Source organism: Nostoc sp. 'Peltigera membranacea cyanobiont' 210A (assembly GCF_002246015.1).
Classification (GTDB): Bacteria; Cyanobacteriota; Cyanobacteriia; order Cyanobacteriales; family Nostocaceae; genus Nostoc.
Genome location: NZ_NOLJ01000005.1, coordinates 632,374 through 656,861, shown reverse-complemented (window position 1 = coordinate 656,861; position 24,488 = coordinate 632,374). Strand labels below are relative to the sequence as shown.

The window sequence follows — 24,488 nt, the reverse complement described above, 5'->3', positions numbered from 1 at the left end:
GGAATGATTGATTACGTGTAAAAAATAATTTACTGGTGTATCAAGGTACATAAATACTTTCAATTCTAATTAGATAAATCTAGATGAGCTATATTAGTTTTTCATATCTAAGCATTGGTTGACAGTGATCTAAATACGGATGGTGTGTGACATAGAGTAGCTCTATGAGATGAGAGAATTTTTTGTATCATAATCTACATAAAATTTATGATCGTTTTTTGATAGTAATTTCTCTTAGTTTTGAAGTTGTATTATATACTATTGCAGATAAAAGACATTTACTATGAAATGCGTCATAGTTGATATCGAAGTAAATAAACTTCAAGTTTTCTTAAGAAAATACCAAGATTTGGTATGCATAGACAGCAAGTAGAGGTGAAACTGTGAGCGATGAAAGTCTTTCAGAAGTCGAGGTGGAAGAAGCTATAACCTCTGAAGATAGGAATTTTTTAAGCAAATCAGATCAAAAACAAACCAGGGCATGGTTGAAGCCATTATTCTTGGGTACTGGTTTAGGAATTGCGATCGCCTTGGTTGGGATGAGTGTATTAAATCGTTTTCCATCCCGTCAACAAAGTGCGGTAGCGGATAAAAAAGTTAACCCAGCGATGACAGTCACCATCGCCACAGTAGAAACCGCCCGTGTTGTCCGTACCCTTAAAACGACTGGGACTGTAGCCGCGAGTGATTTAATTCCGGTGCTACCGCAAACAAACGGTTTACAAATTAAAAGCATTCCCGCAAATGTCAAAGAAGGAGCTTTTGTTAAACAAGGTCAAGTGTTGGCGGTGTTAGATGGTTCCATACTGCAAAGCCAAATTAGCCAAGCAAAAGCAGATGTGGAATCGAAACAAGCAGATGTGGCATCCAAACAAGCAGATGTGGCATCCAAGCAGGCAGATTTGGCATCAAATAAAGCAATAGTCCAGCAAAGACAAGCCGATTTAGCTCAAGCTAAGGCAAGGTTAGAGGAAGCAGCCAAAAATTATCAGCGCTATCAACAACTCGCTGACTCTGGGACGATTAGCAAACAAGAACTTGATACTCGTTCCTATAATGTGAAAACTGCCGTAGAAGTTGTGAACCTGTCCCAAGAAAATATACGCAGTGCCCAGGCTAATAAGCTATTCCACATTTAAGTTGCAATAGTAATATTACCCTTATTCTTAATTTTTCTTCCCCATTTAATAATTAATTCTCCTTGATTTAACAGCTTATCAAGTAAATTTTTTAGTTCATCGACTGATTTAAATAACCTGTGGGCTACATATTCTTTAGCTGAATGCCATACCAATTCTACTAAATTCATATCTGGGCTATATGCCGGCAGAAAATATAGTTGAATGTTTGGCAACTCTTTCTCAATTGCCTCTATAATTACTTTCTTTTTATGGTAACTAGCGTTATCCAGAATAATTAAAATTACTGGGCCATTCTCGGAAAAATTAGATTCTAGATTTCCTGCTAAAACCCATTCTTTTTTCACAAATTCATTTAATTTTTTTAACTGCGCATAAAAAATTTCACCATTCCCTTTCTCAATGAAATAACACATTCTCTTGCTGTCGTGATATCTTACTCCTCCCATTATATTTACACGCCCGCGACTCCTCTGACCTGTTACTTTTTTACTCGAACCTTTTTTGCTCCAATTTTTACGTCTAATTACCCTGAGACTAAAACCACTCTCATCCCAAAACCAGACTTGTAACCTTTCAGGGCAAGACTTTGAAGCTTCTAGATATCCAAGCAGTTTTTCTTTAAAGACCTCTCTTTTTATCGGATCTTGCTTATCCTCTAGACTGTATTTTGCCCAAAGGTAAGCATACTTTTTTTGCTTTAATATTCTCCTGACTTGTTCTCCGCTTAACTTAATATCAGTTCTTTTGTCTAAATATGTAGCTAATCTTGCTGTTGTCCATCGTCCAAATTCATAGCCTAATTCACTTGGTTCTTTGTCAATAACTTCCATTAATAATTCAATATATTCATTTGTTGCTTTCTGGTAATTTCCTTTTCTCCTGCCATCTTTTAGACTTTCTAAATTGTCTGGATCACCATGAACACACCAATATGCTACACTTCTACATGAACAGCCTAAAAATTCACTTATCTCCTGATAAGTTTTTCCATCATTCATCAGAAGTAACATCAATATTCTCTGTATAAATTGAGAGCGATCGCTATCTTTTAAAGCTTTTTGTAAATTGTCTTTTTGAGATTGAGCTAGAAACCCTTTAGCAGGCATGATAACGCTATAGACACGGATATATCTATTTTACCATTTATGCAATTTAAATGTGGAACAGCTTACTAACCCAAATATTGATGTGCCAACGGTTTTGATCAAAGTCACTCAACCGGGCGCAGGCCCAGCAGAACTAGAATCCCAAGTGACGAAAAAAATTGAAGATGCTGTGGCGGGGTTGGGCAATATCGATTACATGATTTCCACCGTCAGCGATGGGAATTCTAAGACGACAATCAATTTTGTTTTGGGTACAGATAGCGATCGCGCCACCAATGATGTTAGAAATGCGATCGCTCAAATTCGCCAAGATTTACCCCAAGATATTAACGATCCAATTGTGGAACGCCTAGAATTTTCCGGTGGCCCGGTGATTACCTATGCAGTTAAATCAGATCGGCGTTCTGTAGAAGAGTTAAGCAATCTCGTAGACCAAACTATTAGCCGTGCTTTGTTGGGAGTTCGTGGTGTAGCACAAATTCAGCGCGTGGGTGGTGTTGACCGAGAAATTCGCATTAATCTTAATCCAGACCGCTTACAATCTTTAGCAATTACCGCCACTCAGGTAAACGACCAAATCCGCGCTTTGAACATTAACTTACCTGGGGGACGCGCCGAAGTCGGTGGTAGCGAACAAAGTATCCGTACTTTAGGAAGTGCCGTCAGTGTGGATATTTTGAAAACCTACGAAATCGTTTTACCACAAGGTGGTTCTGTACCGTTATCTAGCCTGGGAACTGTAGAAGATAAATTTGGTGACGTGCGCCAAGCCGCCCGTTTGAATAATCAACCCGTGGTAGCTTTTCAAGTTTTACGTAGTACTGGCAGCGTTCTGGTGACTGTGGAAGAAGGAGTGAAAGCAGCAGTCAAACAACTGGAAAAAACCCTTCCCCCAGATGTCAAACTGGATTTAATTTTTACTAGAGCCGATATTGTCCGCCAATCTTACCAAAGCACGATTGATGAATTGATTCAAGCTTCGGTGCTGGCGGTCATCGTTATTTTAGTGTTTTTGCGGGACTGGCGAGCAACATTAATTACGGCTGTTGCCTTACCCTTGTCAATAATTCCCACCTTCGCAGTGCAGCAAGCCCTTGGTTACACCCTCAACAATATGACTTTGTTGGCATTAGCCCTGGCGGTGGGCAACTTGGTTGATGATGCCGTTGTGGAAATTGAAAACATGGAACGGCATATCGCTATGGGGAAGTCAGCTTGGGAAGCGGCTTTTGAGTCTTCCGACGAAGTAGGGTTAGCGGTAATCGCCAGTTCAGCGACAATTATTGCAGTGTTTCTGCCCGTTGCTTTTATGGGTGGAATTCCAGGGCAATTTTTTCAACCATTTGGCGTTACCGTTGCCGTTTCCACAATTTTCTCAACTCTTGTCGCGCGGATGGTTACGCCGATGATGGGGGCGTATCTTTTAAAGGAGGCGGAGGGGCACGCTTCTCTACGAGAGGCTGCGCCAACGACTACGCTCAGTGACCGAGGGGCAGAGGGGCAGAGGGGAGTAATAAAAATTTTTAATTTTAAATTTACACTTCCAGGTGGTGGTAACAGAAGTAGAAAACTTGGAGATGAAAAGCGTCAAGGCTTTCAACCTTATAGATTGCTTTTACAGTGGGCGTTACGCCATAGATTGACAACAATGGCGATCGCTTTAGCTTTTTTTATTGCCAGTGCGATGCTGGTTCCTTTAATTCCCAAGGGTTTTGTTGATGATGGTGATTTTGGAATTTCTAATGTATCTATAGAACTTCCTCCTGGTTCCACGTTAGAAGACGTTAACAAGGTAGTCACACAAGCTACTGATATTATCCGCCAAAATCCAGTAGTTGAACGTGTACTAGCAACTGAAGAGATCAATTCTGCCAGCCTTGCGATTAATCTCAAACCCAGAGAGAAACGAAATATTTCCCAAAAACAGTTTGAGGAACAAGTGCGTCCTGACTTTGAGCAAATACCAGGAGCGAGAATTAGTTTTCAAAGTCAGTCACCGGGTGACAGTCGTAAAGGTTTATCAATTGTTCTCAGAAGTGAAAATCCCGAAGCGTTGAATCAAGCTGCTGAGGCCCTAGAAAAACAGATGCGATCGCTACCTGGATTGGTAGAAGTGGCTTCGACTGCCAGTTTAGTCAAACCAGAGATTTTGGTAATTCCCAATCCACAACGGGCAGCAGATTTGGGCGTAACAGTGCAAGCGATCGCTCGGACTGCTTCCCTTGCCACCATCGGCGATAATGAGGCCAACTTGGCGAAATTTAATTTAAGCGATCGTCAAATCCCCATTCGCGTGCAAATCGATCCAAAAGCGCGGGCTGACATTAACACAATCACAAATCTGCAAGTCCCCAGTCAAAATGGTAGATTGGTTCCCCTCATCGCAGTGGCAGATATCCGCTTTGGTAGCGGCCCTGCTACCATCAACCGTTACGATCGCGCCCGTCAAGTTGCTGTAGAAGCCAATTTGCAAGGGCTTTCTTTAGGAGAGGCTGTGCAGACAATCAACCAACTACCTGCAATGCAAAACTTACCGCCAGGAGTAGTACAGCAACCATCAGGCAGCGCCAAAATTATGCAAGATATTTTCGGTCGCTTTGGCGGTGCATTAGGGCTGGCATTAATGTGTATCTATGCAATTCTGGTGCTGCTGTATAACAACTTCCTCCATCCATTATCGATTATGGCAGCCTTACCCTTTTGTTTAGGCGGCGCATTAGTAGCGTTGATGGTTGCTCAAAAACCCTTGGGAATATATGCCCTGATTGGTATTGTGTTGCTGTTGGGGATTGTCACCAAAAACTCAATTTTGTTGGTTGACTATACCATCATCAATATGCAAGAAGGCAAAACCCAACGTCAGGCACTCATTGAATCAGGTGTGTCACGTCTGCGCCCAATTTTAATGACTTCTTTTGCAACAGACTTATCCAAAAATCTGAAATGTTTACTATACAATGCTTTTAGCGATTTTAATGGCTTGCGATCGCTTGCGCTTGGTGGACGCAAGAATAAGGCTTTAGGGGAATTAATCGAGCTAATTTATCAGTTAGCAAGGAAAAGATAGAAAGAGTGAAAATTTATTTTTTCCCGATAAACTCAATTATTAACAGATAAAAACCATGAGCAATTAAGTCGCAATCTGACAAGTCCACATACTGCCATTATTACCCGATTATAGCGATGACGAGATAAACGAAATTTCTCACTCGCTACTCGAAATATTTTCACTCGACATATCATGTGTTCAACACCAATTCTCCGTGAAGATAATTGTTTATTCTGTTCTTTTTGCAGTTGTGAAATCTCTGATTTTTTGGGTTTTTTATGTGGTGTAGTAATTGCATTATCTCCGATATAAGCTTTGTCACCAATAAACTTTTGTTCAACATTGAATTTATGCCGTGTTTCTCGAAATAAACCTATATCGCTTGTTTTACCTAATTTACCAACATATACATCAACAATATCTTCTCCCTTTGGCAGCACAATAAACTGATTTTTTAGAGTGTGCATTTTTTCTTACTAGAATAATATTGTTTCTGATTTTGGTAGTCCATAGGTCTTTCTATGGCTTGCTCTGCGCTATCTACAATTAATTCGTATTCACCAAGTATTTTACGTAAATTTTGATATTTTTTGCTATCTTTTTCTACTTCTTCTATTTGAGAGGCTGGTAAAACTTCTCTTAAAATTTCTACCCAATAATTAAATGTATCATTAGCTTTTGTTTTGGAGATGTCAAAGAGTAAACCTAATATTTCAAAAATTGGTTTTTGTCTAAGATAAATTAGGCATAAGCAGATCCCTTCTTTTGAAGATATCTCCGGTTTTCGTCCACCCCCAGGGGCAATAATACGAGTTTTATTCCTTTCGATTTCTGCACGTTTTTCTAAATGGCATTTTTCCGCTAAACTTACTAATGCTAAAAATTGCTCATAATCAATACCGATTAATCGCTTTGCTTCTTGCGGATGTGATTCAATTCTTGCCAGAGGACTTGTCATTATTCAATATACATATTTCTTAATTCTTGGTTGATTATCCCACAAAGCTTATATTAAGGATAGGTCTAACGATCGCCGGTATTCTGCCCTTAGCATTAGGAATTGGCGCCGGTTCTGAAGTTCGCCAACCGATGGGAATTGCCATTATGGGCGGTTTTACAACTTCTACTCTGTTGACACTGGTGGTAGTGCCAGTGATATTTAGCTACATTGACAACTTTCAAACTTGGATTATGCATACACTGCGCGATGGCTTTGGTAAGAAACCATCGCGTTAATCATAAAAATAATAAAGACGCGATAAATCGCCGTCTCTACAATCAATCTTTTGTAGAGACGGCGATTTATCGCGTCTCCTTAACTTTCCAAGGCAGGGCTGTTTCATTCGATCTCTTAATGAAGATTTTTACGGGCTGTAGAAAATTGCTCCTGCTGTCATATTGCTTTACATCTAGATGGATAGACAGCTTGACCGAAAGGTTCTACAATCTGACTGATTGCGGTAAATTTACCTATTGCCCAATCCATATAAGCATAGTAAAGATTTTCTAGTGATTCCGTTTGATTGCAGAAGCACTAAATTAATATAGGAAAGTCTTTGAGTAAAGGGCAGCAAACAAATGGATGTAAAGCTGATTCTAGCCGGGTTAACAGTTATATTTACGCTTTCGTGCTTATTCTTTGGCACGAAAAACGGATTCTATGATTCAGATAACTATCACGGTAACGGCTCCGCACATTGAGATAAGTCTGTAGACCCTTTGGCGACTTGCTGTAGGGTGAGTTGACTAAAAATAGCTGAGACTTGCAAAGGGAAAAGAAACAAGAGCCAGACTCCTTAAGTTACTAGCTTGATGGCTTTTCGTTAGCCCACCTTTCCGAACCAGTGCGGGTTCGTGGAGGCGTCCTCCCCAATCAAAAATCTGTATTCTCAGGGTGTAGGGGCGCACGATATAAACTTACCCCTAAGTCACAAAAGCAAAATTTGTGTAACTTTTGGCTTTTGGGATATGTCCATGATGATGAGGTTTGAGGGGAGGAGAGCATGAGGGATAATCTGTCGGCATCCTCTCGCGTAGATGCTGCGGAAGCGGGTAGTGAATTAGAATGTTTGCCCTATAGTGTCCAGCATGACAATGAGGGCGTGTGTTTATTGGTGAAAATGGGCCCACACCGCATTCTGTTGGACTGTGGTTTTGAGGATATTTCATCGCTGGCTAAGGGGCTTACTAAATCGGGACTTGGAACTAATTCGCCCCTACCAGCAGATTTAGTTTTGATTAGTCATGCCCACCCAGATCACTCCAAAGGCTTACTGGCGCTGCATAAAGCTTTTCCCAAGTTACCTATTTATGGTAGTGAGGTAACTAGCAAGTTACTGCCGCTGAATTGGCTAGACGAAGACCCTGAGAAAATTTCCCAATTTTGTCATGCATTGCCATTGCGATCGCCTATAGAATTGCAAGATGGTTTGGTAGCAGAATTATTTCCCGCAGGGCATCTACCAGGGGCAGTAGCAATTCTCCTTACCTACACCACCAAGCAGCGTACTTACAAATTACTGTATACAGGTGACTTTTTCCTGTCCAATTCCCGCTTAGTAGAAGGTTTGCGTTTAGAGGAACTGCGGGGCTTAGACTTGGATGTGCTAATCATTGAAGGTAGTTATGGCACATCCCGTCATCCTCACCGCCGCAACCAAGAAAATCAACTAGCCGAGCGAATCAATCGAGCGATCGCTGATCATTGTTCTGTAATTCTTCCCACCCCGGCTTTAGGATTAGGTCAAGAATTATTAATGCTGTTGCGATCGCATCACCACTTCACCGGACGAGATTTAGATATCTGGGTAGATGGTGCTGTCGCCACTGGGTGTGATGCATACCTCGAACTGCTACCCCATCTCCCCCCATCGGTGCAAAATTTCGCCCGCCATCAACCCTTGTTTTGGGATGAACGGGTACGTCCCCGCGTGCGTCGTTTACAACCAGAACATCGTTCCACAGTGGGCAAGTCACCTTGTATTGTCCTCACTGACTCGACATCTGATTTAGGCAAACACTGCCAATTAGACACCGGCCCTTGGCTGATTCTCCTACCAGAAAAAATTGATATAAAAGTTAACAAAGAATATTTAGCACCCACAACTGTCGAAAGCTATCTCTTAGCTCAACATAGTGATGGCCCTGGTACTACGCAGCTAATTCATAATTTGCGACCCCAGCACGTCATTTTTGTCCACGGTTCTCCTGCCTACTTGGCAGACCTGACTAGCTTAGAGGAGTTGCAAAACCGCTACCACGTACATTCCCCGGCGGCTGATACCTTAGTAGAACTGCCCATCGGCGACACATTTTTACAACCGGCAGCACCTGAGACTAACTACGAAGGCGAACTGACAGAGTTAGGAACAGTAATCACAATTACCCTACCCAATGTGATTACTGCCGATCCGCGTTGGCGGCAATTTGCCGATACTGGTTTAATCGAAGCTCGTTGGCAAGGGGAAGAATTAGTATTAAGGGGATTGTCTCAACGAGAACTGCTCAACCAAAACAGCGATCGCTATACATGGACAGATGTAGACTGTTGTGGTACTTGCCGACATCAAAGAGGGCAGCGGTGTTGGAACCCAGCTTCCCCGTTGTATAACTTTAAGGTAACTCTCGAAGGTTACTGTCCTGCCTTTGAGGGCTTATCTAATCCTGAGTCCTGAATGCTTAATGCTGAGTTAGGATTTGTTACTCAGCACTGGGCACTCAGCACTAAATTATTCTGGATTCGAGTCAGTGTAACGGTTGTGGATGCGCTCTGCTTCGGGACAATCTTCAGTCATCAGAGGTTCTACATTACCGCGTGGTACTGAAGCCAATTTTTGCGTTACAGCACCAATGCTCTCGAGGCGAACCATTTCTTCCCAAGAACAAACTTCGTCCTCTTCTTCTGTTTCATAGCGTAGGGTGACTAAATCTCCCTCTATGTCTATGATGCGGGCGCGTTCAATCCAGCGTTGCTGGTCCCGCAAGAAAACACATACCTCGCGCCCATCGCAACACAGTTGATAAATCTTGCGGTGTAGCATGTACTGTTTCTGCCTTTTTAAACAACGTAGTTAAACCTGTCAAAATCTGGGTTCTACCCCATTACATTACACCTTTAAGAGGTTAATTTCACTGTTTAGAACAAGTACGCTTCATAACCCAATCCCAAGATTTGCTTCTAGTTGTCAAAATATCAGGATAATGTTGGGTCATAAATCAGATGCTCTAGCAATGAACTCAATTTCTTTCCGGCTTATTCTAGGGAATGTCTGCTTCTATAGAAGTCAGACAATTCGGTACCTGTCCTAACCAGGTTTATATTTGTTGGTGAGTCATTCCTACCATTATGTAATAAAGAATACTCCAAAACAATCGTTGATTGCGGTTGTTTAACTTGCCTACTTTTAATCATTGGCATTACTGGGAAGTCCGGGGACTTGGCTTTACTTTTACCCACTTGTATCTGATCTTAACTCATTCTCTTGCTGACCTTGATGCTTTTCAACAACAACACCGAAATAGTTTTGAGTTTTTCAGGTTTTTGTCTGAAAAAAGGCAACAGCGTAAGGGAAGAGGTAGAGGGAAAAGACCATGAGAAAATTCTACTCCAGAAGTCTCAGGAGGATTTATGTGGTAAAGGAAATTCTATAAGCACGTTCGACGAGGATGCTTCTCGTTTAATTTTTCCTGCGCGAACTGCATCGTATAGGGCTGCGAGTTCCGGCAAATCCTCTGGCTGATAGCATTTAGTGGCTAGCACCTGCTGGAGTAAACCCTCAGATTCAACACTAAGATATCCCGTTTGGAAAGCAGATGCGATAATTGTGCGAATCATCTTGATTAAGGCAGAGTGAGCAAATTATTAGGTCTAGTGTGAAACATTTTTCTCTGTTACTAATTGATATGAAACATTAATACTGTGTGATTAGTATTACGCTCAATCAGTGATTTACATCACAACATGATTTTTAGATACTCCGTCTATTAATATACAGAGATAAAAGGGCAGAGGAATTTTCAGTATCAATGTTGAGAAGCTGAATGTTTTAACAAAATTAAAATACAACAATCAATTTTTTCGACAAGTATCCAAAAAATATAATTAAACATCAACAATCAAGCAAAAAACTGGCGGAAATCTTCATCTTTTTGACTTAATTGCACCCAGTCTAAGTTTAAAGACTGGAATTTTTGTACCAAGCGATCGCAAGCCGGACGTTCGGTAGCGTAATGTCCAGCATCGATTAAAATGAGATTGCAATCGCGGCTTTCTTGAAACTGATGGAATTTACAGTCAGAAGTCAGATAAGCTTGAGCGCCAGTTTTAGCGACGGCTGAAATGTAACTAGCTCCTGAACCACCCAAAACGGCAACTCGTGAAATTGTTTGCTGTAAATCAGTAGTTGGGGAAAAAATCAAATTAGGGGAAGCAAGTCGGGTTTGAATGGTGGCGAGTAATTCCTGTAATGTTAGAAATGGCTCTAGCAAACCAACACGGCCATATCCTAATCCTCCTTGTGTAAGTTCTATGGGGGTAACTTCTTTGAGTTCTAAAATCTGAGCCAAAACGTCAGCAGTCCCATCTTGCACTTGGTCAAAGTTCGTGTGAGCAGTGTAAATACCAATATTGTGGGTAAAGGCTAACCGTACCATTTCAGCGATCGCTTCACCAGTGCGTAAAGATTTGAGGGGATTAAAAATCAAGGGGTGATGGGCGAATATTAGATTAGCATTTTCTGCGATCGCTTCCTCCATTACCGCCAAAGTTGGTGTCAAGCACACCAAAACCCGTGTTTCTTCCTGCAAAACTCCTGGTTCAATTTGCCAGCCACAATTATCCCAGCTTTCACACCAAGCGGGATTTGCCCATGCTTCAAACCAAGTAATTAAATCAGTAATTTTCATAATTATTTTCTTCAGCAATTTTTAATTGCTAATCAGCGTCTCTGTGGTTGAATATTTAATTTTAATGCTAATTGCTGGCGCATTTCCTGGAAAGGTTTGTTCCATACAGGGCTAGCATTCCAGTTCCATACTGCTACTGGAATAAGTTCTTCTTCAGCAAGATAAGTTAGCAGACGGTATTCATCTTCTGGTTCACGAGAAAAAGTGAATGGGTTGCGGTAGCCAGTCTCACACAGTTTATAAGATACGACCTGACCATGATTAATCCGTTGTAAAAGTTCTTTACCTTTAGCGAGCAAATAATCAAAAAAAACTAGACTAAAAGGTTCTATATGTGCGCGATTTTGTGGCTCTTTTTGCACCCATCTTGCCCAATCAAATCCATACATAAAATCATGAACATAACGGAAGCGCATTTCCGTTTTATTGCCAAACATTTCTGTCAGGGAAATCATCTTTTTACTAAAAGTTTTTAAGAAATTAATAGCTCCCTCCTCTGCGGTTAAAGCCTGTCTAAGCATACTACTTACAAGAAAATCAAAATCCCAGAAGATGTTTTCTGGGAAGTTTTGCAATTGAGTACGGACTATGCTTTCGAGAGTTTTTTGAATAGTTGTGATAATTTGAATGTCGGTATTTTGTTCCGCAATCAAATTTCCCAATTCTTTAAAGCTGGTAATTAATGTTTTTTGAGGACTAAGTGACAATAAGTTAACAGACTGCTGGGCAAGGATTTCATCAATAAGTTGAAAAGTATTAGTTGGTGTTAATTCTTGCTTCATAGTAATAGTAATAGCCCAGAAAGCTTACACTAAATATTAGTGTATATCGGCATAAGTGGATTCTTTAATAATCACAAATAAACTTAACTTTTTGATTTACAAATATACACGAAATATTTAATGCATATCTGGCTAGTTTTGCATCAATAATTATAATGATAAATTTATCAAGGCGATATTTTTTTAATGCATATCACCGTGATTTTAGGAGATTATATCCAAAAGGTAGACAGTATAACCAGAGTATTTAAACTCTACAAAAACACACCTTCAATAAAAAATGAGAATCGGCTATCCAGAAATGTGAACAACCAATTCTCTGGAATGACTGCGTTGGCGGTGTTCCCAAATATAAATTCCCTGCCAAGTTCCTAGTACTAAGTGGCCGCGATTAATGGGGATATGTTCAGAAGTGTGGGTGAGTGCAGTACGGATATGTGCTGGCATATCATCGGGGCCTTCTGCATCATGGATATATTTGCCTGATTCTGGTACGAGTTTTGACATAAAATTAGCTAGATCCACAAGAACATCAGGATCGGCATTTTCTTGGATGATCAAACTGGCTGAAGTATGGCGCAAAAATAAAGTACAAAGACCAGTTTCAACACCCGATTCTGCAACTACGGCTGCAATTTTTGCAGTGATGTTGTAAAAAGATTTACCAGTAGTAGAAATTTTTAGTAACTTTTGGTAGTGAGTCACGTCGCTTCGCTCCGAATTCAAAATTCAAAATTAATGATCCCCATAAATAAATTTAGGGGCTTGTATCATGAGTCGGTTTCGATCATTTCAAACAGTAATTTTTGCATCTTATTTAATCCATGTTTAATCCATGTTCCTTGGGTGGCTAATTCTAGAGTTTCTTTATCTATGCTTGAAGATTCCATTATTAATTGATGTTACTTTGAATAACTTTATTTCGTCTGTAAATAATTGATAACAGCTTTAGCGATCGCTTCATTACCATCCTTAGCAATTGGTTGAGGTTGCCTTGGAGGTTGTGGTAACTCATGGAGAAAATTCCAAGTCCCTTGAAAAAACTCAGATGGGGTGATGATTTGATGCTGATTATAATTAGTTATGCCTTTTACTATAAAAGTTGCTTCGGCAAAGTCTTCGCGCGGTATGGTAACAATTGGTAATCCTAGTATTGTGGCTTCCGAAAAAGTACTATAACCAGGTTTAGAGACGACTCGCGCACAAAGAGGCATAAAGTCTACAGGGCGGTATTTGCGATCGCTAATTTTCACTAAATTAGGTAAATCAGGGGCAGATTGATCGAATACGATAAATTGCCAATCTGGAAATCGCGCTAGGTTATCATAAGGGATTTGCTGTAAACCCAACCCACCAAAGGTCAACAAAATAGTTTTTTCAACTGGTGCAGTTATTCCCCACATAGAACGTAAATCATCAGCAGAGTGACGGGGGGAACCGCCTGTTAAGCCGACATCTGTGATATTATTAAAAGCTGGCATTGGTTCGTGGAAAGGCAGACGAAACAGGCGATCGCACTTTGCATACCAATCACTAATCCAATCTGCAACTGCGGTAAATTCACCTCCCCAATCTCGGTAGATCAAGTCCCAGCCAAAGTTACTCATCATCCAGCAGGGAATATTTGCCGCTTTGGCAAACCCAGGAGCGAGGAAGGGAATATCTGCCAAGATAAGATTAACGCGATTTTGACGGATAAAATTCACTTCTGAGGCAATCAGCGAATTTTGATGCTTCTTAATATCCAGCAACTTTTCTAAAGTCGCTACTTTATCCATTGTCAAACTATCTGTTTGTACCACACCCAAATCAAATGCACGAGGACGATAGATAAAATCGCCTTCTATATAGCACTCTAGCAACCAGCGTGGGGCAGTACTTACCACAATTAGCAGAACTTCTGGACATAACTTTTGAATTGTTGCAGCTACAGAAGCCGTGCGGGTAGCATGACCAAAGCCGTGGTTAGTTATTGCTAAATATAAGATTGGGCGTTCCATTTTTAAGTTAGGAGTTATTCAATTTTGGATTTTAGATTTTAGATTGACGAAAAAATCTAAAATCTGCATAGTTAGGAGTGAAAATTATAATTTTCACTCACATTTATAACTTACAATTCCTAACTTTTAACTAATGTTACAAAAAGTTTGAATCGTTTCAATCAATAAGTCGATTTCCGATTCTAAAGTAAAGTAATGAACGGTAGCGCGTATACAGCTAGGATCGGCAATTGTCCGAGTTAATATCCTTTGTGAGTCCAAAAATTGCACCAATTTCAAATTAGCTTGAGGTTGATTATTTTTAAGTTCAAAGGAGACTATACCGCTTTCAGGTGGGGAAGTTCGCAAACATTTAATATTGGGTAACGCCGTCAATTGTCGCCAAAGGTACTCACTGTTATGACAAATTTGCTCGTAACGTTCCTGTGACGTTCCCCATTGTTGATGAATTGCGATCGCTTCCTTTAACCCAAGATACAACGGATAAGATAATGTGGATACTTCGTATCGTCGCCCATCTGGAAGCCAATCTACAGGCTGAGATTGACTATCTACAACAATGCCATTCAAGCCAATAAACGTAGGTTTCAGACTTTCTCGTGCTTCTGGGCGGACATACAAGCCACCAGCACCCGCAGGGCCACATAACCATTTGTGACCAGTGAAAGCATAAAAATCTACTCCCAATTCAGTCAAGTTTAAAGGCAATAAACCAGCAGATTGGGCAGCATCTATCAGTAAAAAAGAATGATTATTCCTGCATACTTCGACAATTTTATCAAGAGGTAAAACTTGACCAGTATTCCAGAAAACATGACTCAATATCACAAGACGGGTATTGGGGCGCAAATGCTGGACAATAACTTCTACCGGATCGCCCTCATTTAAAGTCGCTTTTAGGGGACAAGTGGTAACTTCCACAGCGAATCTCCGCGAGATTTCCTGAGCTGTGGCAATCACGCCTGGATGTTCGCAGTCTGAAAGTAGCAAATGGTCGCCAGCACGCCACTCTATGCCCCACATGGCGATATTACAGCCAATTGTGACATTTTGGGTGAGAGTAATTGTTTCAGATGGTGCATGAAACTCAGAAGCGATCGCAGCTCTAGCAGCTTGAGTCTGGGGCGCTATCCAGCTATACGCCTCATTACCAAAGGGGCCTATTTCCTGAACATAAGCTTGAGTTTGGGCGATCGCATCCATTGCCCTTTGGGGCATCGGCCCTTGTCCTCCATAGTTGAAATAAGCCTTGTTACCTAAAGCAGGAAATTGCTCTCGATGCAGCTTGATTGGTGATGTAGAAATACTAGTCATAATTCACAAGGGATATCTGCTGTTTGCAGGTTATTGATATTCAAAAGTATTTGCACTTTGTGGTAAAAGCGATGAAATTAATTTAAGCCCTCACTGCTAAATTTCATCTCGTAATCAGTAACGATAAATGTTCTGTGACTTTATGTGCTAAATTGTGGGCTGTTTGAGAAGTAATCAAATGGTGTTTGAACTCTGATACATGATGCCACGGATTAGCCTTGCGGTCTGGATCGGACTCGTAACGGGGGAAGAGATGCCAATGAATATGTGGCTCACCATTTCCATAACAGGCATAATTCATTTTCCACGGATTAAAAGCGTTAACAATAGCTTTTCCTGCCAGCATCACCTCCTGAAATAGGGCAGACTGGATAACTGGGGGAAGTTCATGCAACTCTCGAATATGTTGTTTTAGAAGAATGAGGGAATATCCGCGATGAAACTGATGATCGCCAATCACAAAGATTGAATGCTCGAACTCGTGTATAAAGTAGGGATTTTGACCGTTTTTCCAGAGTGTGACACGCTCACAGATGAGACACGGTTCATGTTGTTCTGTCATGTACCCTTGTAATAATGGACAAACCGTGGTTTTGTTATTCTCCCTCAGTTGTAATTTAGGAGAAAAGCAAACGTTTATGCTGTTTACGCCAATAGCTAGCTGTTGACAGTATAAAATAAACAGCAAATTAAGCGTGGACGCGTTGGCGTAGCCCACCGTACCCCTACGGGGAAGCAAGCTACGCGTAGCGTCTGTCTACGACACGCTGCGCGAACGCAGAGAAGGTATCGCCACTTCCAAATTTTAATTGTCACAGTTACTCCCAGATTCTGCTAATTCTTGTTAACTTAAAAGGATGCTAATTAATGCTGAACTCCTACTGCAATACCAACGCTGTAAACGCCGACCTTTTCTAGATATCCACGGTGACAAAAGTCAGCGCGATGCCCCCAATGAGTTGCTACGGAAACTGCAACAGGACAAAATCGCTCATCAATTGAGTGCTTTGGCAAACGTGACTTATCACCAACCAGATTATTCTTATGGAAACTGGGAAAAGGCAGAGAAGGCAACTTTAGAATTGATGCAGCAGGGAGTTGAGTACATCTATAAAGGAGTATTGTTAGCAACTTATTCCGAAGCAGACACTCTGCTAAGTCGTCCAGATTTACTCGTGAAACAACCAGGACAATCCCATTTTGGAGATTGGATCTATGTCCCGGCGAATATTGAACTGGGTAAGCGCCCTAAGCAAGAATATCAGGTTGTTGCTGCATTTCATGCCCAAGTGTTGGCAACAGTGCAGGGAGTTGCGCCTGAAACAGCTTCACTCATATTACGAACCAAAAATAAGAATTATGCAGTGGATCTGTGCAAATGGACACCACGGATGCAGCAGATTCTGGAGGAGTTTATTCAAGTTTTAGAGTCACCGAATCCGCCAGAGGTGTTTATTTCTCGCCAAAAGTGCAATTTTTGCCATTGGTATAGTGAATGTTATGCGATCGCTCAATCTGAAAAACATCTCTCACTGCTACCAGGTGTAACACCCCTACGCTACACTCAACTCCAAGCCTTAGACATTACCACACTGGAATCTCTCGCTAATACCAGTCCCAGCAGCTTAGAAAATCTACTTGGTTTTGACAGCGAAGTAGCGCCCAAATTGGTAGTGCAAGCTCAATCTGCACTAGAAAAACGACCGTTAATTTTACCATATCCGCTACCAACAGAAGATATTACATTCACAGCGCCCATAGAGCTTTATTTTGATATTGAAGCCCAGCCAGACTTAGATTTAGATTATCTCTTAGGAGTTTTGGTTGTTAATAGACAAACTAATACAGAACAATTTTATTCCTTTTTAGCAGACAAACCAGAAGACGAAGAATTAGTTTGGCAGCAATTTTTAGATTTGGTTTGGCAATATCCCGAAGCGCCAATTTATCATTTTTGTGTCTACGAGTTTGATACAGTCAAACGGTTGGCAAAACTTTACGGTACTCCACACTCCTTAGTGCGTCCTGTACTGAATCGATTTGTGGATGTGTATGAACAATTAACCCAAAGTGTAGCATTACCAGTAGAAAGCTATGCCTTGAAAGCGATCGCTCGTTGGATAGGATTTGAGTGGCGCGATAAAGAAGCCAGTGGTGCCAAGTGTATTTACTGGTACGATCGATGGTTAGAAACAGGCGATCGCACCTTACTGGAAATTATCCAACGTTACAATGAAGATGACTGCCGCGCCACCCATAAAGTCAAAGATTGGCTCGTCAACTTTTTCCAAGATGAATATGGTTTGCGACGAGCTTAAGTAATTTCGTCTTTTCTAAAAGTTTTCAAACTCAAAATAAGTCTTGGAAAGTCTAAGTAAAAAAACATCATCTCAGACTTTCCGCAAAATTCAAAATGAAAAAATCCTGATTTAGTAAGGATTTCCAGGCTTATATCTGTCCAATTGCTTATTTAATTGATATTATTTCTAGGGACGTACAGTTATAAGTCCCTATAAATATTGATTCAACGAAAAAATCTATGCAGCTAATTAAAAAAATCTTCGTCTTTCCACGAATATTTTTGTTTTTAATTCCGATTCTAATTATTAGCATAGTATTCACAAAGCTACCATCCAATGGTGTTGAAATCAGTAGCATAGAATTTATCGGTGAAGCTACCTTACCGAAAGGTTTAATCTTTCAAAATACTGAAGTAGGAGGCTTATCTGGAATTACATATAATTCAAAAAATAACCTTTATTACGCTATTTCCGATGACCGTGGGCAAAAAGCTGCCACCCATTTATACACTTTGAAAATCGATTTGAGCAAAGGTTTACTACAAAAAGATGGGATTATTCCAGTCAGCGTTACCACATTACTAAATGAAAATGGTCAAACATTTCGTCCTGGTGAAACTGATACAGAAGGTATTGCATTAACTAATAAAGCAACTGTATTTATTTCTTCTGAAGGTAACGCTGAAAAATTCATCAATCCTTTTATTAAAGAGTTCTCACTATCTTCTGGCAGAGAAATTGTTACACTCCCCATACCAAATAAATTTTTACCAGATAAAACTAGTCAAAAAGGTATCCGCAACAATTTGGCTTTTGAGAGCCTCACAATCACACCTAATAACAAGCATTTATTCACAGCTACCGAAAATGCTCTAATTCAAGATGGTGTTGTAGCTAAACCTAATATCGGTAGTCCTTGCCGAATTTTGCAATACAACTTGCTCAACAACCAGTCAGAAAAGGAATTTCTTTACCAAACTGAACCAGTTGCACCATTTTTGAATCTGATTGGCAAATTTGCTAGTGGATTACCTGATTTACTTGCTCTCGATAATCAAGGACACTTCTTAAGTTTAGAAAGGTCTTTTACTGGTTTAGGATTTGCTATTTCCTTATTTCAGGTTTCTTTAGAAGAAGCTGATAATATTCATAATATTGATAGCCTTTTAGCAGTTGACTCCAAAAATATTAAACCTGTTAAGAAAAAACTGCTGTTAGATTTGAGAAAACTAGATGTACTGCTAGACAACATCGAAGGCTTAACTCTTGGTCCAAAACTACCGGATGGTCAACAATCATTAATTCTTATCAGTGATAACAATTTTAACTCCTTACAACGCACCCAAATACTGGCCTTTAAAATGAAAATTGAAAATCCACTTATTAAATTATTACGCCGTTTCATCCCAAATTTTAATCTTTAACCGTATAGAAATAAAAGTGTGTAGGCGTACCCGCACTTCTCTACGTTCGCGCAGCGTGTCGTAGACAGACGATGCGCGTAGCTTGCTTCCACGTTCGCTCAGTGACCATCGTAGACATCGCAGCTTGACTTCTATTTAGTTATTTTTGATTATTCCTGTGTATTCACGGAATCTACTAAGTAACTTTATCTAGCTTATTTATAGTTTACGTGTAATTTCTCAACCGTACTCCTTAATAAATATGTTACATAATGTTTAGCAGCTTTTGCGCAGAGCTTAAGCATATTTACAGCATATAATTAATTTTCTCAAAGTTCAGATATTTCTTAGATTTCAATTTAATAATTAGCTAGACTGAATTAAAGTATTTTGCCAATAACATTTTTTATAAATGATTTTTATGCCAGAAAAGAAAATTGAGAGTATGGTAGGGCAAAAAGTAGAATTAGACGATTACATCGGACAATTTTTAAACAATCGCTATTTAATCAGAGATTTGATTGGCAAAGGGGGAATGGGTAGAGTTTATCTAGCAGAAGATACTGCTAAAGGCGGTATGCCGATCGCAATCAAAATCCTATCACTCAGTTTGTCAAACCAACAAATGTCCCAACGTTTTGCCAGAGAGATTTTTATTGGCGCTCAATTGGGTCGCAAAAGTAAACATATTGTTCGCATTTTAAGTTATGGAGTTACTGAGGATAAAACTCCATTTTATGTAATGGAATATCTCCAAGGAAAAAATCTCAAACAAATTCTAAAAATTCAGCCCTTAACAATAACGAAGTTTTTAGAAATTTGTAATCAAATTTGTTTAGGCTTACAATGTGCCCACCAAGGTATCAGCCTTAAAGGAGAAATTTATCCTATTGTTCACAGAGATATTAAACCAGAAAATATATTTATTGCTGAAGATAGTAAAAAAGGTGAAATTGTTAAAATACTAGATTTTGGTATTGCCAAGTTTTTAACAGAGCGAAGTGGGATGACCCTAACAGATTCTTTTATTGGCAGTTTGCCTTATTGTTCTCCAGAACACATGGAAGGGCGTAAACTGCTAGATGTCCGCTCTGATATTTATAGTTTGGGAGTATTAATGTTTGAGATGCTGACAGGGAAACACCCATTTCAAACAAAAAGTAACTCCTTTGGTACTTGGTATCAAGCCCATCGCTTTCAAATGCCACCTACAGTTGAAGAAGTAAATCCGCAAGTTAAAATACCAGAAATATTAGAAAAAATATTAATGAGTTGTTTAGCTAAAGAAGTAAGCGAGCGCCCTCAGAATATCAACCAAATATTAGAAGATTTAGAAAAAGTTAATGCTCAAGTTAATAATGTTATTTATAGTAATAGTCCCGATATTATTAAAGTCTCACTTCCAGTTCAATTAGTACCCGCAACTTTACTATCAGAAAAAGAGTGTTTGCAGAAAAATTGGCCTAAAAATAAACCAATTGCGCTAATTGGATTTCCCCATTTACTACAGACTCCTCAAAAACCTATACCAACTTTTTGGGCAATGTTGCCCAAACAAGAGATTGCAAAATTTTTGGATAAAATACATAGTACTGAATTTATTAGTAAAATGAATGTGTACCCGATGCTACTGTGGGTAACAGTACTATATGACGCCCAACCTTCTACAACTAAGTGGCTCCCTTATTTTTTGGATCTAAAAGATAATAAGAGTCAAAATATAGCGCGTAGTTTAGCAGAAGTAGGCTACTATCATTTACTATTTTTCCCCTTAGAAGATCCAACTCATTGCTCTCATGTAACGACTTTAAATCTCACAGCTAAACAGCGTCAACAACTTATAGATTGGTTAGATATGAGTCAACAGTCAAATGAATTAATTTTGCCTAGTCAAGCCAAAAATATTCTAAAAACAGAGTACGAAAAGCTAAAGTTAGACATATTACGAAACTTAGCCACACATCAAAAATCTGAGACAGATGGTTTAAAAATTTGGATGACTAAATTCTGGGAAATGTTTTTGAAACTGCTATTGCATCGTTGAAAGTCTGCTATCAAAGTCAAAATGCTTGCCACCATTATCTAATAATAGTTTTATGTGTTTATTGCTAACTTTAAATGGACTCAGCATCAGAGGTAAACAAAGTGAATCAAAGCCCATTTACATCTCCAAGTAGTACGGGCTTACTTGCCAATCGTTATCAACTCAAGCAATTAATTGGCAGCGGTGGGATGGGTGAAGTTTTTTTAGCGAATGATGTTTTGTTAGGAGGTATACCAGTTGCTATCAAGTTTTTGACTCAAACTGTTGCTAATACCAAGATGCAACAAGACTTTGCTCGTGAAGCATTAATGAGTGCAGCCTTGAGTCAAAAGAGCGTACATATAGTGCGGGCGTATGATTATGGTGTGAATGAGAAAGGAAAACCATACTACGTCATGGAATACCTATGTGGCAAGAGTTTAAAGGATTTAATTCCGCTATCTCTGTCCATGTTTTTGACTCTCTCTCGCCAAATTTGTTTGGGCTTACAGTGTGCCCATCAAGGGATTAATATTGATGGCAAAATTTGTCCGTTGGTTCATCGAGATATCAAGCCTGCCAATATATTAGTTGTTCCCGATCCGATATTGGGTCAGTTAGTTAAAATTCTCGATTTTGGTATTGCTAGATTTTTGAATTATACATCAACAGCTAGTACAAGTAGCGGATTTAATGGCACTTTACCCTACTGTTCTCCAGAACAACTAGATGGGGAAAAACTAGATAGTCGTTCTGATATTTATAGCCTGGGTGTGATGATGTTTGAGATGCTCACAGGCAAAAAACCTTGGCAAACGGAAACTGATTACTTTGGTGCTTGGTATAAAGCACATCACTTTGAAGCACCAAAAACGATCGCAGATGTTAAACCCACTCTTAAAATACCTCAGAAACTAAATAATTTAATTATGGCTTGTCTGGCTAAAAAAGTAAGCGATCGCCCTCAAAATATCGCTGAAATTTTGCAAGTATTAAATAGTTTAGAACAGTCTAATTGTCCCAGCTTACCTACAAATTTTGCCTCTAACTCTGTTCTTAGTCGTCCCTTAAATTCTGCATTACCAATCACAGTCGAACAAAGCTATCGGCAACTTTTGTGGCCTCCAAATAAACCAATTCAAGAAATTGTTTTTCCCCAGCTTCTAGACACCCCACAAGGCTCGATGACAGCGCTATGGTTGATGTTGTCTAAACAAGAAATCAAAAACTATGCGGTTTCTACCCGTTATAACCAGTTTGTCTTTGTGACATCCCCTCACCCAATGTTGTTGTGGGTAACTGTACTCTACAATCGGCAATTCGCTCCTAAGTGGCTACCATGCTACTTAGATATGCAAAATCCCCAAAATCTTAAAATGGTAAGTTTCCTGGCTGAAAATGAACAATATCCTTTGATTTTCTTTACTTTGGAAGCACCACATTCTTGTATCAAGGTTCTCAGCAGTCGCATTGAGTCAACTCAGCGGCAAATGTTGAAAACTTGGGTGCAACAGAGTCATAGTCTACCAGCCGCTTCTCAACCCCAATTGAGCAAACAGCTATTGAAGCAGCAGTATAAACAAATGCAATCCAGAATGTTGCAACATCTTGAATCAGAGCCACAGGTTGTATTATCACGGTCTTTTTAACGTATAATTCGCACCTGGGAAATACGTAACAAAAATAATTCCTAATTCCTGACTCCGAAACACTTGACAAGTAAAGAAAAAATAGTGATAATAGCAAAGTTGCCAAACAAGGGACTGTAGTTCAATTGGTTAGAGCACCGCCCTGTCACGGCGGAAGTTGCGGGTTCGAGCCCCGTCAGTCCCGTTCTAAACTTATGAGTAGCGAATCACTTAACTAAGGTGATATTGGATTCTGAATTACCCAAAGAGGTTGACTCAGGATTCAAGATTTAAATATAAGCTACATTTATCATGCTTTGCGAAAGAGAGAATTAACTGTGACTGTTAGAGTCCGTATTGCGCCAAGTCCAACCGGAAATTTACACATTGGTACAGCTAGAACTGCTGTATTCAACTGGTTATTTGCCCGTCATCACGGCGGGAAATTTATACTGCGAATAGAAGATACAGATTTAGAGCGATCGCGTCCCGAATACACAGACAATATTCTTGAAGGACTGCGCTGGCTAGGACTTAACTGGGATGAAGGGCCATTTTTCCAATCCCAACGCCTGGATCTTTATAAAGAAGCAGTAGAAAAACTGCTAGCTCAAGGATTAGCCTATCGCTGCTACACTACTTCCGAAGAACTAGAGGCGCTCCGAGAAGCTCAAAAAGCCAGAGGCGAAGCACCTCGCTATGATAACCGTCACCGCAACCTCACCCCAGAACAACGCGCCGCCTTTGAAGCAGAAGGTCGTTCTTTTGTAATTCGCTTCAAAATCGAAGATGGGCGGGAAATTGTCTGGAACGATCTAGTAAGGGGAAAGATGTCTTGGCGAGGTAGCGATTTAGGTGGTGATATGGTCATCGCCCGCGCCTCAGAAGAGGGTAGCGGTCAACCTTTATACAACTTTGTCGTTGTAGTGGATGACATCGATATGGAAATCACCCATGTCATCCGCGGAGAAGACCACATCGCCAACACTGCCAAGCAAATTTTACTGTATGAAGCAATGGGTGCAAAAATTCCAGAGTTTTCCCATACGCCATTAATTTTGAATATGGAAGGGCGCAAGCTTTCTAAGCGAGATGGCGTCACTTCCATTTCTGACTTTCAGAAAATGGGCTTTACTGCTGAAGGTTTGGTAAATTACATGACATTGCTGGGTTGGTCGCCACCAGATTCGACACAAGAAATATTTACTTTAGAATCAGCTGCTAAAGAATTTGGCTTTGAGCGTGTAAATAAAGCAGGTGCAAAGTTTGACTGGGACAAGCTGGATTGGTTGAACAGTCAATATATTCACAAGACGCCAGTAGATAAACTCACAGATTTACTCATCCCCTTTTGGGAAACTGCTGGCTATAAATTTGATGGTGGAAGAGATCGCCCCTGGTTAGAACAGCTAGTAACTTTAATTAGCCAGAGTTTGACTCGCCTGGTAGATGGAGTAGCTCAAAGCCAACTGTTTTTTAGCGATACAGTTGAATTTAGCGAGGAAGGCAGTACGCAACTGAAGCAAGAAGGTTCGGCGGCTGTTCTTGAAGCGATTGTCACAGTTTTAGAAAATCAGCCGCAACTGTCAGAAGCCGCTGCCCAAGACATTATAAAACAAGTGGTGAAAGAGCAAAAAGTCAAAAAAGGCTTGGTAATGCGATCGCTCCGAGCAGCTTTAACTGGAGATGTTCATGGCCCCGACTTAATCCAATCTTGGTTACTACTAAATCAGATTGGTTTAGATAAACCGCGCTTGAGTCGGGCTATAACGGAAGCTAAGTAGCGATTACTTCCAGATTTTAGAAATATTTTAGATTTTAGGGGCGCACAAACGTG

Annotated in this window: 19 protein-coding genes, 1 tRNA gene and 1 pseudogene; 10 read left to right on the top strand and 11 right to left on the bottom strand. The window is 40.1% G+C overall.

Going from position 1 to position 24,488, the window contains the following annotated elements; all coding sequences use genetic code 11:
- The first annotated feature begins 383 nt into the window (after positions 1–383).
- Positions 384–1,139 carry an HlyD family secretion protein gene (locus tag CDG76_RS18840; RefSeq protein WP_223265279.1) on the top strand — a complete coding sequence of 252 codons (756 nt, stop codon included), beginning with the start codon at positions 384–386 and terminating at the stop codon, positions 1,137–1,139.
- Here CDG76_RS18840 and CDG76_RS18835 read toward each other — a convergent pair.
- Complete coding sequence (locus CDG76_RS18835; protein ID WP_094347467.1) at positions 1,136–2,248, bottom strand: IS630 family transposase; 1,113 nt, start codon at positions 2,246–2,248, stop codon at positions 1,136–1,138. The two genes, CDG76_RS18840 and CDG76_RS18835, sit on opposite strands and share 4 nt — an antisense overlap.
- A gap of 52 nt (positions 2,249–2,300) precedes the next feature.
- On the opposite strand from CDG76_RS18835, the gene CDG76_RS38425 reads away from it, so the two are divergent.
- The gene (locus CDG76_RS38425) at positions 2,301–5,315 is read left to right on the top strand and encodes an efflux RND transporter permease subunit (RefSeq protein WP_262984339.1); all 3,015 of its coding nucleotides are present in this window, start codon (positions 2,301–2,303) and stop codon (positions 5,313–5,315) included.
- A 32-nt stretch (positions 5,316–5,347) separates the two neighbouring features.
- On the opposite strand, the gene CDG76_RS38420 is transcribed toward CDG76_RS38425, so the two are convergent.
- Together CDG76_RS38420 and CDG76_RS38415 are read right to left on the bottom strand one after the other, a co-directional pair.
- On the bottom strand, positions 5,348–5,764 hold the full coding sequence (locus CDG76_RS38420) for a transposase family protein (protein WP_223265278.1): 417 nt from the start codon (positions 5,762–5,764) through the stop codon (positions 5,348–5,350).
- Complete coding sequence (locus tag CDG76_RS38415; RefSeq protein WP_223265277.1) at positions 5,752–6,255, bottom strand: helix-turn-helix domain-containing protein; 504 nt, start codon at positions 6,253–6,255, stop codon at positions 5,752–5,754. The genes CDG76_RS38420 and CDG76_RS38415 overlap by 13 nt, the downstream gene beginning before the upstream one ends.
- A 68-nt stretch (positions 6,256–6,323) precedes the next feature.
- On the opposite strand from CDG76_RS38415, the pseudogene CDG76_RS18815 reads away from it, so the two are divergent.
- Together CDG76_RS18815 and CDG76_RS18805 are read left to right on the top strand one after the other, a co-directional pair.
- Positions 6,324–6,533 (top strand): annotated as a pseudogene (locus tag CDG76_RS18815) (efflux RND transporter permease subunit); the annotation flags it as partial.
- A 767-nt stretch (positions 6,534–7,300) separates the two neighbouring features.
- A complete protein-coding gene (locus CDG76_RS18805) occupies positions 7,301–8,971 on the top strand; it encodes an MBL fold metallo-hydrolase (RefSeq protein WP_094350461.1) in 1,671 nt (556 codons plus the stop codon).
- 54 nt (positions 8,972–9,025) lie between these two features.
- On the opposite strand, the gene CDG76_RS18800 is transcribed toward CDG76_RS18805, so the two are convergent.
- The 8 genes from CDG76_RS18800 to CDG76_RS18760 all read right to left on the bottom strand — a co-directional run bounded on the left by CDG76_RS18800 (position 9,026) and on the right by CDG76_RS18760 (position 15,859).
- Positions 9,026–9,337 carry a DUF6679 family protein gene (locus CDG76_RS18800; RefSeq protein WP_012408115.1) on the bottom strand — a complete coding sequence of 104 codons (312 nt, stop codon included), beginning with the start codon at positions 9,335–9,337 and terminating at the stop codon, positions 9,026–9,028.
- Between the two features lie 575 nt (positions 9,338–9,912).
- The gene (locus tag CDG76_RS18790) at positions 9,913–10,131 is read right to left on the bottom strand and encodes a hypothetical protein (RefSeq protein WP_094350459.1); all 219 of its coding nucleotides are present in this window, start codon (positions 10,129–10,131) and stop codon (positions 9,913–9,915) included.
- A 281-nt stretch (positions 10,132–10,412) separates the two neighbouring features.
- Positions 10,413–11,201, bottom strand: coding sequence for a Nif3-like dinuclear metal center hexameric protein (locus tag CDG76_RS18785; protein ID WP_094350458.1), 789 nt, complete (start codon positions 11,199–11,201; stop codon positions 10,413–10,415).
- A gap of 32 nt (positions 11,202–11,233) precedes the next feature.
- Complete coding sequence (locus CDG76_RS18780) at positions 11,234–11,983, bottom strand: hypothetical protein (protein ID WP_094350457.1); 750 nt, start codon at positions 11,981–11,983, stop codon at positions 11,234–11,236.
- Positions 11,984–12,274: 291 nt separating this feature from the next.
- The gene (locus CDG76_RS18775) at positions 12,275–12,688 is read right to left on the bottom strand and encodes a secondary thiamine-phosphate synthase enzyme YjbQ (protein ID WP_094350456.1); all 414 of its coding nucleotides are present in this window, start codon (positions 12,686–12,688) and stop codon (positions 12,275–12,277) included.
- Positions 12,689–12,900: 212 nt separating this feature from the next.
- The gene (locus CDG76_RS18770) at positions 12,901–13,983 is read right to left on the bottom strand and encodes a glycosyl transferase (RefSeq protein ID WP_094350455.1); all 1,083 of its coding nucleotides are present in this window, start codon (positions 13,981–13,983) and stop codon (positions 12,901–12,903) included.
- A gap of 126 nt (positions 13,984–14,109) precedes the next feature.
- Positions 14,110–15,297 carry an aminotransferase class V-fold PLP-dependent enzyme gene (locus CDG76_RS18765; RefSeq protein ID WP_094350454.1) on the bottom strand — a complete coding sequence of 396 codons (1,188 nt, stop codon included), beginning with the start codon at positions 15,295–15,297 and terminating at the stop codon, positions 14,110–14,112.
- A 103-nt stretch (positions 15,298–15,400) separates the two neighbouring features.
- Positions 15,401–15,859, bottom strand: a complete 459-nt coding sequence (locus CDG76_RS18760) for an HIT family protein (protein ID WP_094350453.1) — start codon at positions 15,857–15,859, stop codon at positions 15,401–15,403.
- A gap of 295 nt (positions 15,860–16,154) precedes the next feature.
- On the opposite strand from CDG76_RS18760, the gene CDG76_RS18755 reads away from it, so the two are divergent.
- The 6 genes from CDG76_RS18755 (at position 16,155) to gltX (ending at position 24,435) form a co-directional block, all read left to right on the top strand.
- The gene (locus CDG76_RS18755; protein ID WP_094350452.1) at positions 16,155–17,615 is read left to right on the top strand and encodes a TM0106 family RecB-like putative nuclease; all 1,461 of its coding nucleotides are present in this window, start codon (positions 16,155–16,157) and stop codon (positions 17,613–17,615) included.
- Between the two features lie 221 nt (positions 17,616–17,836).
- Complete coding sequence (locus tag CDG76_RS18750) at positions 17,837–19,021, top strand: esterase-like activity of phytase family protein (RefSeq protein WP_094350451.1); 1,185 nt, start codon at positions 17,837–17,839, stop codon at positions 19,019–19,021.
- Positions 19,022–19,421: 400 nt separating this feature from the next.
- Positions 19,422–21,044, top strand: coding sequence for a serine/threonine protein kinase (locus CDG76_RS18745; protein WP_223265276.1), 1,623 nt, complete (start codon positions 19,422–19,424; stop codon positions 21,042–21,044).
- 101 nt (positions 21,045–21,145) lie between these two features.
- Complete coding sequence (locus CDG76_RS18740; protein ID WP_094350534.1) at positions 21,146–22,672, top strand: serine/threonine protein kinase; 1,527 nt, start codon at positions 21,146–21,148, stop codon at positions 22,670–22,672.
- Between the two features lie 110 nt (positions 22,673–22,782).
- Positions 22,783–22,856: transfer RNA gene (locus CDG76_RS18735), tRNA-Asp, on the top strand.
- Positions 22,857–22,989: 133 nt separating this feature from the next.
- A complete protein-coding gene (gene gltX, locus CDG76_RS18730; protein ID WP_094350450.1) occupies positions 22,990–24,435 on the top strand; it encodes a glutamate--tRNA ligase in 1,446 nt (481 codons plus the stop codon).
- The last annotated feature ends 53 nt before the right edge of the window (positions 24,436–24,488 follow it).

Coding starts and splice junctions, on each gene's coding strand:
- CDG76_RS18790 (WP_094350459.1), bottom strand. CDS start 10,131: ATGATTCGCACAATTATCGCATCTGCTTTCCAAACGGGATATCTTAGT.
- CDG76_RS18785 (WP_094350458.1), bottom strand. CDS start 11,201: ATGAAAATTACTGATTTAATTACTTGGTTTGAAGCATGGGCAAATCCC.
- CDG76_RS18780 (WP_094350457.1), bottom strand. CDS start 11,983: ATGAAGCAAGAATTAACACCAACTAATACTTTTCAACTTATTGATGAA.
- CDG76_RS18835 (WP_094347467.1), bottom strand. CDS start 2,248: ATGCCTGCTAAAGGGTTTCTAGCTCAATCTCAAAAAGACAATTTACAA.
- CDG76_RS18765 (WP_094350454.1), bottom strand. CDS start 15,297: ATGACTAGTATTTCTACATCACCAATCAAGCTGCATCGAGAGCAATTT.
- CDG76_RS18760 (WP_094350453.1), bottom strand. CDS start 15,859: ATGACAGAACAACATGAACCGTGTCTCATCTGTGAGCGTGTCACACTC.
- CDG76_RS18800 (WP_012408115.1), bottom strand. CDS start 9,337: ATGCTACACCGCAAGATTTATCAACTGTGTTGCGATGGGCGCGAGGTA.
- CDG76_RS38415 (WP_223265277.1), bottom strand. CDS start 6,255: ATGACAAGTCCTCTGGCAAGAATTGAATCACATCCGCAAGAAGCAAAG.
- CDG76_RS18755 (WP_094350452.1), top strand. CDS start 16,155: ATGCTAATTAATGCTGAACTCCTACTGCAATACCAACGCTGTAAACGC.
- CDG76_RS18745 (WP_223265276.1), top strand. CDS start 19,422: ATGCCAGAAAAGAAAATTGAGAGTATGGTAGGGCAAAAAGTAGAATTA.
- CDG76_RS18750 (WP_094350451.1), top strand. CDS start 17,837: ATGCAGCTAATTAAAAAAATCTTCGTCTTTCCACGAATATTTTTGTTT.
- CDG76_RS18770 (WP_094350455.1), bottom strand. CDS start 13,983: ATGGAACGCCCAATCTTATATTTAGCAATAACTAACCACGGCTTTGGT.
- CDG76_RS18805 (WP_094350461.1), top strand. CDS start 7,301: ATGAGGGATAATCTGTCGGCATCCTCTCGCGTAGATGCTGCGGAAGCG.
- CDG76_RS38420 (WP_223265278.1), bottom strand. CDS start 5,764: ATGCACACTCTAAAAAATCAGTTTATTGTGCTGCCAAAGGGAGAAGAT.